This window comes from Micromonospora sp. WMMD558 (assembly GCF_049315255.1).
Lineage (GTDB): Bacteria > Actinomycetota > Actinomycetes > Mycobacteriales > Micromonosporaceae > Micromonospora.
The window spans coordinates 3,124,172-3,139,260 of sequence record NZ_CP186061.1 but is presented as its reverse complement, the minus strand read 5'-3'; the positions used below and the strand labels follow the sequence as shown (position 1 = coordinate 3,139,260).

Here is a 15,089-nt window from a genome sequence, read left to right as displayed (position 1 = left end):
GACCGGCTCCGCGCTCATACCCCTACTCCCATGTGCTCAGCCAACTCCGCGATCGGAGAAGGCGGCGCACCACGTGTGCGACGCAGGATGTCCGACATCACCTCGTGGGCGATCGGACGGCAGCGGATCTCCGACGGGGCCAGCCGGTCGCCGCGCAGGAGCACCTCACCGGCGTTCGCCACGTCCCCGACCTGGGCGAAGCCCCGCGCGATGTCGAGCAGGTGGTGCGCCCGGCGTTCGGGAAGCAGCCCGCTGAAGGCCGGCTCCGGGATGCGCTGGTGAATCTCCACCGCCCGGCCGCCGTCGCCCAGCTCCACGGCCGCCGCGGCGCGGTGCAGCTCCACATTGGTCGGGCCGAACGACGTCCAGTAGTGGTTCTGGTCGCCGCCGAGCAGGGTGGCCGCCTCGTCGGCGCCGCCCAGCAGGTCGTCCACGGTGGCCGAATCGCCGATCCGGGAGGCGGCCATCGCGCCCTGCAGCAGCAGCATGCCGTACACCGACAGGCGATCCGGCGAGGCGTCGTTGCCGCCGCCCGGCGCCAGCCGGTTCGCGATCGTGACGTTCAGCTCCAGGGCCGGGCGGGGCCGGCCCATCGCCACGAGCGCGTTGCAGACCCGGGTGGTGGCGATGCCGGCCAGTAGCGGGTCGTCCGCGCGCTGGGCGACCGCCATGGACCGGTCGGCGGCCAGCCAGGCCAGGTCGCACTCCCCGAGCTTGCGCAGGACCGACGAGGCGATCTGGTAGACCTGCCCGAGCAGGTGGGCCGCCTGCCGGCCGTCGTCCCCGCCGAAGCCGGCGTCGGCCGCCTGCGCGTCGCGCAGCAGCTTCGGCAGCGCCCGGGTGAGCATCCCGTAGCGGCCGTACTGGTAGGTCAGCCAGGCGTGGGTGACGGCCTTGCGCATGTCCGCCAGCGGCGGCGGGTACGGCGCCGCGTCGAAGTAGGCGCTCATCGAGTCGTACCGCTCCAGGGCGGCCCGGATCTCCTGGACCTCGACCTGGTCGATGCAGTTCAACGCGTCGGTACGCCGCTCCGGGTCCTTGCCGAGCAGCAGTTGGACGTCGACCTGGAGGATGTCGGCGATCTCGTACAGGACGGAGAACTTGTCGAGCCGGCGCACTCCACGCTCGACCTTGTCCACCCAGCTCTTCGACTTGCCCAGCCGGTCCGCGAAGACCTGCTGCGACATCTTGCGCCGCCCCCGCCAGTAGGCCACCCGCCGCCCTATGGGTAACTCGTCCATCTCCCCATCCCTCCCCTGTACCGTCCACACCGGCCGGTGGGCCGGGGGTTCTCCTCGGGCGCGACGCTTCGTGTTCAGGTTTTCGCCGGTCGCACAGTGTGTGCGTCAGCCGTACGGCTGATCCTCGTAGTTTTCGTGCAAGTTGCATCAGCCGTTCGTCAACTCAACGACCGCGGGTTACGGCAGTGACGGTGTTCGACGTGCCACCTGTGCACCGGCCGGGTCCGACGAGGGGAGATCGCACACATGTGGGGGAATGTCGGACCACGCGTCGCTCAACTGTCGCCTCTGGAGCGGGTACGGCTGCGCCGGGTCGCCGTACGCTACGCGCTGCACGGCTGGGAGGTGACGCCCGGTGCGTGCCTGGCCCGCAGCCGCTTCGTGTGCGGCCGGGCCGGCTGCCCCACCGTCGGCTGCCACCCGGCCCTGGAGGACTGGGAGCACGCCGCGAGCGCCGACCCGGCCCGGGTGGCGACGTGGTGGCGCGCCCGTCCGCACGGGGTGCTGCTCCCCACCGGCCGGGCGTTCGACGTGCTGGAGGTGCCGGCGCACCTCGGCCGGCAGGTGCTCGCGGCCATGGAGAACCATCCGGCGGGCCTCGCCGTCCGCGGGCCGGTGCTGGCCACCCCCACCGGTCGCTGGATGTTCCTGGTCCGCCCCGGCGACCCGCTGCGACCCGAACTGGACCACTGCTTCCACGTCGTCCGGCACGGGCCGGGCTCGTGGATCCCGGCGCCCCCGACCCGGCTGCCCGAGGGCACCGTCCGCTGGGTGGTCGCGCCGGAGCAGGCGCGCTGGCAACTGCCCGACTCGTACCTGTTGCAGAACACCCTGATCGGGGAGTTACAGGCGAGCGGGGTCACGCTCGTCGCCGAACTGCTCCCGGGTCACCTGCCACTGCCCCGCCGGGGCCGCTGAGACGCAGCGCCGGCCGGCCGCCCGCGGCCCGCAGCGTCGCCCCGACGGTCGGCCAGGTGAGCCCGCGGACGGCAGCGTCGTCCGGGCGGTCCGGCTCGTTGGACCTGGTGACGGCGCGGACGCGCCACGAGCGGGGGGTTGCATGTCCACCGACGACACCAGGCGCGAGCCGGGCGGCGCCGAGCCGCCACGCCACCACCGGCCCCGGTACCGCTGGGCCGGCACCCGACCGGCGGGCTCCCGTCCCGGCCGGCCCCGTCCACTCGGCTCCCGCCCCGCGGGCACCCGCCGCCCCGCCCGCTGAGTCCAGCCACCGACGGGCCGGATCAGGGTGCCAGGGGAAGGCCCGTCGAGTGCAGGAGGCGGCCGTCGTCGGTGACGATCGCGTGCCGGTGGCCGGCCAGCCGGTCGAGCCAGCCCACGCCGGCCCCGCCCATGGCGACGGCCGCCGTGGCGTACGCGTCCGCGAGCCCCAGGTCGGTGCCGACCACGGTGACCGACCGCAGTCCCCGGGCCGGCGCCCCCCGGCGCGGGTCGAGCACGTGGTGGCCGCGCTCGTAGCCGCCGGACGTGGCGACGGCCAGGTCGGAGCCGGTCAGCACCAGGCAGGTGGCCATCGGGTCCCACGGGTGCCGGACGCCGACCCGCCACGGCCGGCCGGAGGCGGACAACCCGCGCACGCGTACGTCGCCGCCCGCGTTGAGGCAGTGGTTGGCCGAACCGGCGGCGAGCAGCCGGTCCGAGGCGACCTGGGCGGCCCAGCCCTTGACGTAGCCGGACGGGTCGAGGCCGCCGGTGGCGTACGCGTCGAAGAACCCGTCGGTGGCGCCCCACAGGTCGGCGCAGCGCTCCAGCACCAGCCGCAGGTCCGCCGACGCCTCCGACAGCAGCAGCTCCCCCCGGTCGAAGCGGCACACCTCGCTGTCGGCCCGGTACGTGCTGAACCGGGCGTCCACCTCCCGGAGCCAGCGGAAGACCTCGTCGGCCAGTTCGTCCAGCTCGGCGCGGGGCAGGTCGTCGGCGAGGTCGAGGCTGATCGGCGTACCCATGACCTGCTCGACCCGGCGCAGGCCGGGCCGGGCCGGCGACGCCGGGACCAGGGCCGGCGCCGAGGCCCCGGCGTGGCCGGACGGTGACGTCGGCACAGGCCCTAGTTCGCCCGGTCGATCGCGGCCTGCAGCGACTGCCGGTACGAGTCGCTGGTGGCCGTCGCCCCGGACACGGTGTCGAGGTCCGCGCCCTGCTGCTGCACCACCAGCCCCGACGTGCCGCTGTACCGATCGTCCACCTGCTGGCTGCGCTGGTCGGACTGGGCCGTCTCCTCCGGCAGCTCCAGCGCCACCGCGTCGACGATTCGCGAGCCGGAGAGGGTGATCTGGACCTGCACCGCTCCGTACTCGTTCTCCACCACCGGCCCGGTCACGGTCCGCGTGGTCGGCCGGGCCGGCGTGCTGCTCGTCCGCGGGGCGGACGGCACCCGCGCATTGGAGGTGGGGCGCGTCGCGGGGGCGCGGGTGGCGCTGCGGCTGGGCCGGGGCGACGTGGCGGCGCCCGACGTGGACGCCTCGGGCTCGGCGGCGCCGCCGTCGGCCGGGGCCGGCCCGGCGGGAGCGGGCGTCACCGGCCGCCCCTCGACGGGCAGTTCCTGGGCGACCGGGCCGGCGCCCGGGCCGCTCTTCAGCACCACCATCGCGGTGGTGCTGGCGGCCAGGCCGGTGATCGCGAGCAGGGCGCGACGCATGGACATGCCCTTCCTACAACTCGAAGGTGGCGAGGTGGACCTGCCGGCGCGGCACGCCGGCCTGGCGCAGCACCCCCAGGGACTGCGCGACCAGGCCGGGCGGCCCGCACAGGTAGACGTCCCGGCGGACGAGGTCGGGGACCAGCCCGCGCAGCCCGTCCGGGGTGAGCACCTGGCGGGGACCGGGGTCGTTCCGGGAGCCGATGACGTACCAGATCCGCACGTCCCGGGCCTGGGCGAGCCAGTCCAGTTCCCGGTGCAGCAGCACGTCGGCCGGTGTGCGGGCCCGGTAGATCAGCGCCGAGCCCGGTGGCAGCTCCTCGAGCATCGCCCGGATCGGCGTGATCCCGCTACCGCCGGCGATCAGCAGCGCCCGGTCGCCGGTCCGGTGAGCGGCGGTGAACGTGCCGGACGGTCCCTCCGCCCAGACGGGCGTCCCCGGGTCGAGGTCGCGGAGGTCCCGGGTGTACGCGCCGACCACCTTGACGGTGAGCCGCAGCCAGCGGCCGTTGGCGGCGGCCGAGACGGAGAACGGGTGCGACTGCCACCAGCAGCCGCGGGTGAGGAACCGCCAGCGGAAGAACTGGCCGCCGAGCAGGTCCAGCTCGCCCAGCCGCTCCCCGGTCAGGTAGATCGAGATCGTGTCCGGGCTCTCCGCGACCACGTCGGCCACCCGCAGCCGGTGCCGCAGGTTGAACGCCAGCGGCGCGACCACCCGGCCCCAGACCAGGGCCGCGACGACCACGACGTACATGGCGATCCACAGGGTGCGGACCGGGCCGGACCGGAAGAGCTGGGCACCGTTGCTGAACTGGTGGCCGAAGCCGAGCAGCAGCGCGAGGTAGCTGGACAGGTGCAGCGCGTGCCACAGCTCGTACGGCAGCACCCGGCGGATCGCCCGGACGCTGGTGAAGCCGATCAGCACCAGCACGCCGGCGGCGGCGAACGCGGAGACCATGTCCTCGTAGTCGCGCAGCAGCACGCCCGCCTCGGTGAGGACCGGGTTGTCCTCCAGGTCGGCGTACCCGACCAGGATCAGCGCCGCGTGCGCGAGCACCGCGACCAGCAGGGTGGCGCCGAGGTCGCGGTGCCAGCGGGCGATCTGCTCGCCGCCCATCCGGCGCTCCAGCACCGGCAGCCGGCTCATCATCAGCACCTGCACGAGCAGCAGGTAGCCGGCGACGAGGCCGGTGATCCGCCCGGCGGCGGTGAGGGTCGCGGCGGTGGTCTTCAGGGAGCCGGCGGGGGTGTCCAGCCACCAGGGCAGCACGCTGGCGAGCAGGCCGAGCACGAGCAGCGCGGCCAGCACCCGCCGGCCGCCGGGTCCGCGCCGCGGCGGCACCTGGGGGCGTACGTCGGCAGCCGGCCGGCCGCCGGCCCGGGACGGTGTCGTCCCGGCCCGGCGGCCGGTGGCGTGGGTACGGGGGTACGTCACGCGTACAGCTTCATCGGGGCGTACTTCATCCGCGGGAAGATCTTCGCCACCTCCGCGTTGGTGAGCCCGAACCGGCCCTGCGCCACGGACCCGTAGACGTTGAACATGTTGTTGTACTCGGGTACGTCGCCGGAGTCGAGCTGGTTCAACCCGTTCCAGGTGCCGAGCAGGGAGCCGGCGAGCTTGCGGCCGGACAGGACGGTGATGACGCCGCCGTGCCCGTGGTCGGTGCCGCCGCCGTTGGAGGCGACGCGCCGGCCGAACTCGCTGGACACCATGATCGTCACGTCGGCGGCCAGGTCGCCGAGGTCGGTGAAGAAGGCGGCCATCGCCGAGGCGAGCTCGCCCAGCCGCCGGTGCAGCTGGCCGCCGTCGCGGGTGCCCTGGTTCTCGTGGGTGTCGTAGCCACCCATGCCGACGGTGGCGACGCGGACGTTGGCGCCGCCCTTGATGAGCTGGGCGAGCTGCTGGAAGGCACGGCCGACGCCCCGGTACTCGACGCCCTCCGCCGGCTGGTACGGCTTCGCGGCGAGCCGCTGCGCGGTGGCCAGCGCGCCGAGGCCGTCCTGGACCGCCTCCTCGACCGGGTGGTTGATCCCGGTGAACAGGCCACGGATCGCCTTCTCGGTCGCCGCGCGGTACTTCTCCTCGCCGTTGAGCCGCAACGAGCCGACGCTGTTCAACGACAGCGCGCCGTTCGTGCCGACCAGCGAGCGGGGCAGGGTGCTGCCGATGCCGACGCTGCGGAACGCGGTGCCCTTGCCGAGCGCGTCGACCAGGCTGTCCAGCCAGCCCCGGCCACCGGTCTCACCGGGCAGGCCGCCGAGGTTGCAGGCATCCGCGGCCTGGAAGTGGCTGCGGGACAGGCGCTCGTCGGAGACGCCGGGCACGAAGCCGAGGTTGCCCGCGCGCAGCCACGGTTCGAGCGGCTTGAACGCGCTGGTCAGCTTGAAACCGCGGCCGACGGCCAGGGAGTCGTCGGCGAGCAGCAGGTCCGGGCGGGCCCGGGCGAGCACCGGGTCGTCGGCCGGTGCGACCAGGCTCAGACCGTCCAGCCCGCCGTAGAGGAAGACGTGGATCAGGGTGCCGGTCTTCGTCGCCGCGAACGACGCCGACGTGGTGACGAACTGTGCGGTGGCCAGGGCGGTGGCGGTGGCGGCGGCACCGGCCACGAAGGTCCGGCGGGTGACGCCGCGGCCGTCCTGCTGCGCCTCCTCCAGTTCCTCCAGGCGACGGTAACGGTCCCGCTCGGCGGCGTTCTCGGCGGCGACGATGTCGGCCTCCGCCCGCAGCAGCGCCTCGGCCGGGTTGTCGGCCAGCCGCCGCACGTCGGGGCAGTCGGGGTGCAGGGGGTACGAGTACACGGTCTTCTCCATCGGAGGCCTCACCGGAGGTGGTGCTGGGGGGAAGCGAGGATCGCCCGCGCGACGGCGGTGACGGCCCCGTTGAACGTCGCGTCCACCCGGGCGCCGGCCGACAGGCCGGCGATGCCGAGGATCAGCGACTTCTCCTTGGCGCTCAGCTTCTGGCCGACCAGCCGCTGGGCGAGCGCGTCCACGTACGCCCCGGCGGTCGCCGGCGGTCGGGCCACCAGCTTCTCCGGCTTCGTGTACGTGAAGACGGTACGGCGGGCCGCGACGAGTTCGCCGGCCTCGTTCCAGCCGTTGACCATCGTCCCGGCCGACGTCCAGGCGACGTAGACGTCCGGGTAGCCGTCCGGGGTGGGCTGGCCCATCGGGTACTGGCCCAGCTCGCGCATCTTGTCCTGGATCTGCCGCAGGCCCCGGCCGAACGGGGTGCGCCGGTTGTCGCGGTTGTCGTGGCCCGGCGACGCCTCCGGCGAGACGCCGAGCGCCCGGTACGTGGCGACGAGGTACTCCATCGGCCGGCGGACCTTCTGCCCCACCGCGGCCCAGAACTCCGAGGAGCTGAAGAGGGTCATCAGCAGCGGCTTGACCATGCCCTTGTTGGTCAGGTACGTCTTCGCCAGCCGGTCCACGAGGGACTTCGGCGGGGTGTCCGAGACGAACCGGGTGGCCAGGCTCTGGGCGACGTACTTCGCCGTCGAGGGGTGCAGGGCGATGTACGTCAGGTACGCGTCGATCGCCGCCTCGGCCTTCTTCGGGTCCTTCGAGTTGTTGGCGTGGGTGAAGCCGAGGATCTTCACCTTGCCGACGTAGTGCCGCTCCGGGCGGAAGACGTACTTGCCGTCGGCGACGCCGCGTCCCGTCTGGAGCAGGGCCGCCTGCCGGACGTCCTTCTCGGTGTAGCCGCCGTCGACGCCCACCGAGTACAGCTCCAGGTTCTCCCGGGCGAGGTTCTCGTTGACCGCGTCGGCGCGGGAGTCGTTCTGGTTGAGGTAGAGCAGCAGCGCGGGGTGCCGGTTCGCGGCGAGCAGCATGTCCGGGTAGCTGCCCAGGGCGTGCGGCCGCACCACGTCCCGGTCGAAGGAGTTCCGGTACACCTCGCCGCCGTCGAAGTCGGCCGCGACGTGCAGGAAGTCGTTCCAGAAGTCGACCATGACCTCGTACAGCTGGCGGTCCGACCAGATCTGCCGGGCGATGGTGGCGTCGACCATCTCCCGCTCCGGCTGGGCGCCCCGCTCGTTGAGCTGGTCGCGCTGCGCGCGCAGCTGGTCGGTGCTGAGCTTGAGGGTGGGCAGCTCGGCGAGCTTCAGCTCGGCCTTCGTCGGGGCGACCTTGTCGGGGTCGAGCTGCCAGCGCAGCCAGCCGTCGATGCCCCGGTCCTTGATGTCGGCGAGGACCTTCGGGGTCACGCCGAAGGTGGCCCGCCGGGCCAGGTGCAGGATCGGGTCCTTGGCGAGGACCGTCTTGACGGTCACCGGGGTCTCCGCGGCGGCGGCCGCCGGCCCGGAGAACGTCCGGCCGCCGGCCGGGTTGTTCTTCTTCAGCGCCGCACCGGCCCGCGAGCCCATGTAGCTCTCGTTCTGCTCGGTGTAGGTGCGCACCGTGCTCGGCTGCTGCCCACTGGGGCGGGCGGCGGTGCCGTCGGTCACCTGGGTGCCGGTGGCGTCGCCGGCCACCACGTCGTCACCGAAGAGTCCCCGCACCTGCGGTGTCATCGCCAGCGCGGCGCCACCGGCGACCACCGCGGCGGTGCCGCCGAGTGCGGCGAGCGCCTTGCGGCGGCCCACCGGGCGGCCGGGTTCACCGCCGTCGTCCAGGGTAGGCAGTCCGGCGCCGGGGGTGCGGGCCGGCGTGACAGATGGCCCGAAGCCGTTCGGGCCGACCCACTGGGGGCCCTGCGGGGCCGGCGACTGGGGCGCGTCGTAGGCGTACGGGGTGGACGCGTACTCGTCGCGGTACGCCTCGGGGTGCGGTCGCCCGTCCCACCCGCGGTCGTCCCACGATCGGTGTGGTGGTGGCACATTCTGGTCGGCCATGTACCAATCCGTTTCTGCTGCGCCGCAACGACCGTGACCGGGCAGGATACGGGTGCGACGGCTGATGCCTGGGGGGTTGCTACGGCAAGGTAGCCAAGGGGTGAGAGGCCTTCAAGCAGCGTCGGACGGCCCCCAACCGGCACTTAAGACGGCCCTCAGCGCCCCGGAGCCGCCCCGGCGGCCGACCGGCACCGGACAGACGGTCCCGAGCAGGGCCGACGCGGGCGGGCCGGGCACGCGCGTAACGTTTCCGGCGCACGCGGCGCTGATAGCACCGTTCAACGGCACAGGCAAACTTAAGGTTCGGATAACCCGGTCCTCAAGAGCCCCGGAACGGCCACCCCGCGCACCGTGCGTCGCCGTTCCCACGCCGGCGGTGCGCGCGATCCCGAGCGCGGCCCGGGCGGTTTCCGCGCGGCGAGGCCCGCGACCGCAAAGAGGCGGTAACAGGGGAGCGTGAGCCGCCGCCGCAGCGGGTATGCCGCCGAACCGCTGCTGAACGCGTGAGGGGAAGGCACATGCTCAGCAAAGAGGATCAGCGCAGGTTCGAGCAGATCACCCGCCACCTCCGGGAGAGCGACCCGGCGTTCTTCGCCCGACTGGACAACCGCGCACGGGGACGTCGCGGCCGGTGGCTGATGCTGTTGACCATCGTTCTCTGGGCGGCACTGCCGGCGACGACCGTACTGGCCGGACGGCTGGCCGGCGCGATCTGCGCGGTGGTCCTGGTGGCCAACGCCGCGGTCATGTGGCGTTTCCGACAGCGCTGGCTGTGACGCCACGACGGGCGACGCCGGTCCTTCCGCCGGTCAGTCAGCCAGCCGCCGGTACGCCCGGCGCAGCCGTTCCACCAGCCCCGGTCCGCCGATGGCGGGAGCGGGCGCGCCGAGCTGACGGAGCACCAGGTCCGGCCCGGTCATCAGGGTGGGTGGCCGGTCGGGCAGCGGCACCGGCGGGGACCAGAACCGGTCCACCGCCTCGGCCAGCGGCGCCGGCGGCAGCCCGGTGACCGCCCGCGCGGTACCGACCGGCGGAACCTCCACAGTGGTACGCGGACCGTCCGGGGCGGACCGGACGGCCGGGGGACCGGCCACGCCACCGCGCAGGACCCGCAGCCGGTCGAGCAGCTCGTCCCGGTGCCGGCCCCGCCAGTGCAGCAACTGGAACGGGTCGGCGTCGAACGCCTCGGCGAGCAGGTAGAAGGTCGCCGCGAGGTGCTTGCAGGGGACGGCGGCGTCGGGGCAGCTGCACCGCTGGTTCAGCTCGGCGACGCCGGCCGGGAACAGCGGCGCGCCGGCCGCGGCGAACAACTCCTCCAGCTCGGCCGGAAGATCCCCGGCGAGCAGGCGGGCACTGAAGAACGCCTGCGCCGCGAGGTCCGCCTCCAGCCGCGCCCAGAGCTCGGGCGGGAAGGCCGGCAGCGCGATGCGCACGTCGTACGGGCGGGCGCGGGAGCCCTGCACGACGGCCGTCACCTCGCCGGGCGCCACGTCGAGGCGGACCACCTGGCCGGCGCGCGCGTACGACCGGCCCCGGGTGAGGCGGGTACCGAGGGCGAACGACTCCAGCACCTCCAGGAAGCGCCGCGACCACCAGGACCGGCCGATCGCGCCGCGGGTGCTGCGCGCCCGGAGTCCACCCTCGACCTTGCGGGGCGGCCCGTAGTCGGCGAACCGCCCGGGGACGCCGTCGCCACCGCGATCGGTCGTGCCGCCACCGGCTCGCGGGCTCACTCGACCACCGCCCCGGCCTCCAGACGGAACAGGTCGCGCAGTTGGGCGGTGGACAGCTCGGTGACCCACTGCTCGCCGCTGCCGACGACCGTCGAGGCGAGGCGGCGCTTGTCGGCGATCAGCGCCGCGACCTTCTCCTCCACCGTGCCGGCGCAGACGAACTTGCGGACCTGGACGCGCCGGCGCTGGCCGATGCGGAACGCCCGGTCGGTGGCCTGGTCCTCCACCGCCGGGTTCCACCAGCGGTCGACGTGCACGACGTGGTTGGCGGCGGTGAGGGTGAGCCCGGTGCCGCCGGCCTTGAGCGACAGGACGAACAGCGCCGGACCGTCCGGGGACTGGAACCGGGTCACCATCGCGTCCCGGTCGGCCTTGCCGACGCCCCCGTGCAGGAACAGCGTCTCCCGGCCGAAGCGGGCCGACAGGTGGGCGCGCAGCATGCCGCCGAACTCCGCGTACTGGGTGAAGAGGAGGGCCTTCTCCCCCGCGGCGAGGACCTCGTCGAGGATCTCCTCCAGCCGGGCCAGCTTGCCGGAGCGACCGTCCAGGGCGGAGCCGTCGCGCAGCAGGTGAGCCGGGTGATTGCAGACCTGCTTGAGCCGGGTCATGGCGGCCAGCACGAGCCCCCGGCGTTCGATGCCGTCGCTGGACTCGATCCGCGCCATCATGTCGTCGACCACCGCCCGGTAGAGGGCGGCCTGCTCGGCGGTCAGGTTGCAGACGACCTCCATCTCCAGCTTTTCCGGCAGGTCGGAGATGATCGAGGAGTCGGTCTTGAGGCGGCGCAGGACGAAGGGGCCGGTGATCCGGCGCAGCCGCTCGGCGGCGTCGGTGTCGCCGTGCCGCTCGATCGGCTCGGCGTACCGCTTCTTGAACGTCGCCGCCGGGCCGAGCAGGCCCGGGTTGGCGAACTGCATGATCGACCAGAGGTCGGCGAGCCGGTTCTCCACCGGGGTGCCGGTGACGGCGATCCGGTGCCGGGCGGGCAGCGCGCGGACCGCCTCGGCCTGCCGGGTGGAGGCGTTCTTGATGGCCTGCGCCTCGTCCACCACCACCCGGTGCCAATCGATGCCGGCCAGGTCGACGGCGTCGCGGGCGGCCACGGTGTAGGTGGTGAGGACCACGTCCGCCGCGTGCACGGCGTCGGCGAACGCGTCCCCCCGGGCACGCTCGGCGCCGTGGTGGACGTGGACGCGCAGGTCGGGCGCGAACGTCGCCGCCTCCCGCTGCCAGTTGCCGACCAGCGACATCGGACAGACCAGCAGGGTCGGGCCGGCGTCCGGCGGGTCGCCCGCGAGCAGGGCGAGCAGTTGGACCGTCTTGCCGAGACCCATGTCGTCGGCGAGCACCCCACCCAGGCCGAGTGACTGGAGGAAGGACAGCCAGGCCAGTCCCCGCCGCTGGTACGGGCGCAGCGTGCCGCGGAACGACGGCGGCGCGTCCAGCGGGGTGAGCCGCCGCTCCACCGTGCCGGCCAGCAGGTCGCCCAGCGCGCCGTCGGCGCTGACATCCAGCACGGGCAGCGCGTCCGTCTCGGCGTCGGACAGGCCGAGGCGCAGCAGGTCACCGACGGTCAGCTCGCCGGCCGAGCGGAGCAGCCGCAGGCCGGCGGCGAGACGCTTCGGGTCCAGCTCGACCCAGCGGCCGCGCAGGCGTACCAGCGGTGTCTTCAGAGCCGCGAGGGACGCCAGTTCGTCGGCGGTCAGCGGGTGGTCGCCGAGCGACACCTCCCACCGGTAGTCCACCAGCGCGTCCAGCCCGACACCGCCGCCGGCCCCGGCGACGGTGCCCGGAGCGGTCCGGCTGCGCGCCTGGAGGCGGGCGCCGAGCCGGGACGACGGGCGTTGCCACCACGACGGCAGCAGCACGGCGAACCCGGCCGCGTGCAGCACCGGGGCACCCTCCCGGAGGAACCGGTGCGCGCCCTCCACGTCCAGGACCAGTGCCTCCGGCGTGGCGGTCCGCAGCGCCGCATCCAGCTCCGGCCAGAGCCGGCTGGCCCGGCCCAGCTCCGCCAGCAGCGTCTCCTCGGGGCTGACCAACCCGGTGACGGTCTCCGGCTCGTGCCAGATCCGCCCAGCGTCGACGTGCAGGCTCGGCTCGTCGGCGGCCTGGAGGCCGAACTCGACCCGCCAGAGCCCGCCGGTTCGAGCCTGGACCGAGGCGTCCGCCGGCACCACGGTGACCGGCTCGGTGACCTCGTCGAGGGACGGCTCGACCAGGCGGAAACTGGCCCGGACCGCGCCGCCCGCGGCGTCGCGCTGCCAGGCGTCCAGCTCGTCGCGGAGCGTCGCCAGGGCCGCCGGGTCGGCGGCGAAGTCGCGGTGCGGGCCGCTGAGCGCGGCGAGCCACGCCGGCACCGCACCGAGCCGGCGTACGCCCTTGGCGAGCACGGCGTCGGCGAGCGCGGCCCGCACGGCGGCGTCGGTGAGCGCGTCGAGCGCGTCGGCGACCAACTCCCCCGGGGTCCACCCGTCACCGTCCCGGCCGGCGGGCCACCCGCCCGCCCGCGCGACGGCGGTCCCGCTCGCGGACCCACCGTCGTCCCGCGTCGGGTCCGGACCGCCCACCGCCGCGATGCCGGCGGCGTCGGCTGATCCCGCCCCGCCGGACCCCACGATGCCGGCGGCGTCGAGTGGATCGAGCAGGACCTCCACGGTGGCCCGGGCGGCCGGCGGCAGGGCCAGCGCGAGCGAGCGGGCCCAGGCGGCGTCCGTACCGGTGAGCAGGGGCCGCCACACCGCCCGCGCGTTGGCGGCCGGCCCGCCCGGCCCGGTCGACCGCCCCGCGGTCACGTCCGGGCCCGTCGGGTCGACCGCCGCCAACTCGGCCGACTGCGCCGGCTCCGGCCCGGCCGGCCGGCGCGATCGCGCCCCGCGCGGCCGGGCCGGTTCCCCGCCCGGCCGGCCGGGCTCGGCAACCCCGGCCCCCGCCAGCGGCAGGACACCGGGCAGGACGCGGCCCCGGGCCGCCAGGTCGGCGGCGAAGTCCGCCAGCTCGGCGAGGTGGCGCAGGGTCGCCCCGGCCACCGCCACGTCGCCGACCCGGCGCAGCAGGGCCAGGGCGGTATCCGGGGCGTACGCCAGGACGGGGACCCGCCACCCGGCGAGGGTGACCGGCCCGCGGACCGGCTCGACGGGCCCGGTGCGGACCAGTTCCGGCGAGTCGAGCGGCGAGCCGGAGCGGGTGGGCAGGGTGAGCAGGGCCGTACCGAGCGCGGTCGGCTCGGCCACCTCGGCCAGGGCGGCGGCGAGCGCGGCGTGGTCGGCGGCGAACGGATGCGGACGTTCCCGGGGTGCCCGGCCGGGACGGCGCGGGGGATGGGGCGGGAGCGTGCTGTCCTCCGCCCAGACGGCGAGCCCGGTGCCGGGCCGCCACGACCCGTGGATGACCAGCACGCGCTCCCCCTCGTCGACGCCCGGGCCCAGGATAGGCGGCCCCGACCGGCTATCGTCGCCGCCGTGGACGACCTGCTCGTGATCGGGGGCCTCGGGGTGGACGTGCGGGTCCGGGTCCCGGCGCTTCCGCTGCCCGCCGCCGACTCCTTCACCGTCGATCCGATCGACCTGCGGATCGGCAACACCGGGGCGGGTGTCGCCCTCGCCGCGCACGCGCTCGGTCTGCGCGTGACGGTGGTGGACGTGCTCGGCGCCGACCCGACCGGCGACGTGGTACGGGCGGCGTTGGGGCGCACCGGCGTACGGGCCGTGCTGGCCGACGCCCCGGCCGGTACGCGACGGTCGGTGAACCTGGTCGACGCGGCCGGGCGGCGCAGCTCGCTCTACGACCCCCGGCCGTGGTCCGGGCCGGCGCCGTTCCCGCCGGCGGAGCTGGCGGCGCTGATCCGGGGCGCGGCGCACGTCCACGTCTCGATCATGGACTGGGCGCGGGACCTGCTGCCCGAGGTGCGGGCCGCGCTCGCCGAGGGGGCCGCGCTCTCCACCGACCTGCACGACTGGGACGGCGCGAACCCGTACCACCTACCGTTCGCGGAGGCCGCCGACCTGGTCTTCGTCAGCGCGGTCCGGCTGGACGACCGCGCCGGTACGGTGGCGGCGGGCCTGGCACCTCGGACGGTCGTGGTCACCCGTGGCGGCGACGGCGCCGACGTGCACCCGGCCGGCGGGGCGCCGACCCGGGTACCCGCCGCGGCGCCGCCCGCGCCGGTCGTCGACACGAACGGCGCCGGTGACGCCTTCGCGGCGGGCCTGATCGCCGCCCGCCTGCGCGGCGCGGCGCTGGCCGACGCGGCGGCGTACGCGGCCCGCGTCGCGGCCGCCGCCTGCACCCACGACGGCATGGAGTACCCGCCCGCCCTGCTCCCCCGTCCCGCCTGAGCGCGGCGGGCGCTTCCGCTGCGCGGGTACGCGGCTCGGGGCAGGATGGGCGCATGGCATCAACCGCGGAGATCCCCCTGGTCGGTGGCGCGGCCGACGGGCAGAGCGTCACCGTCGAGCTGGACCCGAACGGCCGGCCGCCACTCACCCACCACCATCTGGGCGACGGCGGGCTCGCGGAGGCGGAGATCTACGAGCTGGAGACGGTGGAGGGCGCGGGCGACCGGTGGCGCTACTGCTGGCGCGGCCCGGCGGTCTGAGCCGGCGGTGGACCCGCGGCG

General features: G+C 74.9%; 12 protein-coding genes. 4 read left to right on the top strand and 8 right to left on the bottom strand.

Annotation, left to right across the window (positions count from 1 at the left end; translation table 11 throughout):
- Window positions 1-14: 14 nt before the first annotated feature.
- Window positions 15-1,241, bottom strand: a complete 1,227-nt coding sequence (locus ACN26Y_RS15335; RefSeq protein ID WP_155330915.1) for a helix-turn-helix domain-containing protein — start codon at window positions 1,239-1,241, stop codon at window positions 15-17.
- Window positions 1,242-1,487: 246 nt separating this feature from the next.
- Between ACN26Y_RS15335 and ACN26Y_RS15330 the strand changes: the two genes are divergently transcribed.
- On the top strand, window positions 1,488-2,159 hold the full coding sequence (locus ACN26Y_RS15330; protein WP_155330914.1) for a bifunctional DNA primase/polymerase: 672 nt from the start codon (window positions 1,488-1,490) through the stop codon (window positions 2,157-2,159).
- A 326-nt stretch (window positions 2,160-2,485) separates the two neighbouring features.
- Here the strand turns inward: ACN26Y_RS15330 and ACN26Y_RS15325 are convergent, their stop codons facing one another.
- The 5 genes from ACN26Y_RS15325 to ACN26Y_RS15305 form a co-directional block, all read right to left on the bottom strand.
- Window positions 2,486-3,208 carry an FAD:protein FMN transferase gene (locus ACN26Y_RS15325; RefSeq protein WP_155334102.1) on the bottom strand — a complete coding sequence of 241 codons (723 nt, stop codon included), beginning with the start codon at window positions 3,206-3,208 and terminating at the stop codon, window positions 2,486-2,488.
- A 101-nt stretch (window positions 3,209-3,309) separates the two neighbouring features.
- Complete coding sequence (locus tag ACN26Y_RS15320) at window positions 3,310-3,906, bottom strand: FMN-binding protein (protein ID WP_230689005.1); 597 nt, start codon at window positions 3,904-3,906, stop codon at window positions 3,310-3,312.
- Between the two features lie 7 nt (window positions 3,907-3,913).
- Complete coding sequence (locus ACN26Y_RS15315) at window positions 3,914-5,335, bottom strand: ferredoxin reductase family protein (protein WP_155330913.1); 1,422 nt, start codon at window positions 5,333-5,335, stop codon at window positions 3,914-3,916.
- Entirely contained in the window at window positions 5,332-6,711 is a 1,380-nt protein-coding gene (locus tag ACN26Y_RS15310; protein WP_155330912.1) for a DUF1501 domain-containing protein, read from the bottom strand. The genes ACN26Y_RS15315 and ACN26Y_RS15310 overlap by 4 nt, the downstream gene beginning before the upstream one ends.
- Window positions 6,712-6,719: 8 nt before the next feature.
- The gene (locus ACN26Y_RS15305; RefSeq protein WP_155330911.1) at window positions 6,720-8,738 is read right to left on the bottom strand and encodes a DUF1800 domain-containing protein; all 2,019 of its coding nucleotides are present in this window, start codon (window positions 8,736-8,738) and stop codon (window positions 6,720-6,722) included.
- 518 nt (window positions 8,739-9,256) lie between these two features.
- Between ACN26Y_RS15305 and ACN26Y_RS15300 the strand changes: the two genes are divergently transcribed.
- Complete coding sequence (locus ACN26Y_RS15300; protein WP_155330910.1) at window positions 9,257-9,514, top strand: DUF3040 domain-containing protein; 258 nt, start codon at window positions 9,257-9,259, stop codon at window positions 9,512-9,514.
- A gap of 33 nt (window positions 9,515-9,547) precedes the next feature.
- Here the strand turns inward: ACN26Y_RS15300 and ACN26Y_RS15295 are convergent, their stop codons facing one another.
- Both ACN26Y_RS15295 and ACN26Y_RS15290 read right to left on the bottom strand, forming a co-directional pair.
- Complete coding sequence (locus tag ACN26Y_RS15295; RefSeq protein ID WP_422734869.1) at window positions 9,548-10,471, bottom strand: SWIM zinc finger family protein; 924 nt, start codon at window positions 10,469-10,471, stop codon at window positions 9,548-9,550.
- Complete coding sequence (locus ACN26Y_RS15290; protein WP_422734868.1) at window positions 10,468-13,869, bottom strand: SNF2-related protein; 3,402 nt, start codon at window positions 13,867-13,869, stop codon at window positions 10,468-10,470. The genes ACN26Y_RS15295 and ACN26Y_RS15290 overlap by 4 nt, the downstream gene beginning before the upstream one ends.
- Before the next feature lie 63 nt (window positions 13,870-13,932).
- On the opposite strand from ACN26Y_RS15290, the gene ACN26Y_RS15285 reads away from it, so the two are divergent.
- The gene (locus ACN26Y_RS15285) at window positions 13,933-14,808 is read left to right on the top strand and encodes a carbohydrate kinase family protein (RefSeq protein WP_155330907.1); all 876 of its coding nucleotides are present in this window, start codon (window positions 13,933-13,935) and stop codon (window positions 14,806-14,808) included.
- A 53-nt stretch (window positions 14,809-14,861) separates the two neighbouring features.
- Window positions 14,862-15,068, top strand: coding sequence for a hypothetical protein (locus ACN26Y_RS15280; protein ID WP_155330906.1), 207 nt, complete (start codon window positions 14,862-14,864; stop codon window positions 15,066-15,068).
- Window positions 15,069-15,089: the final 21 nt, after the last annotated feature.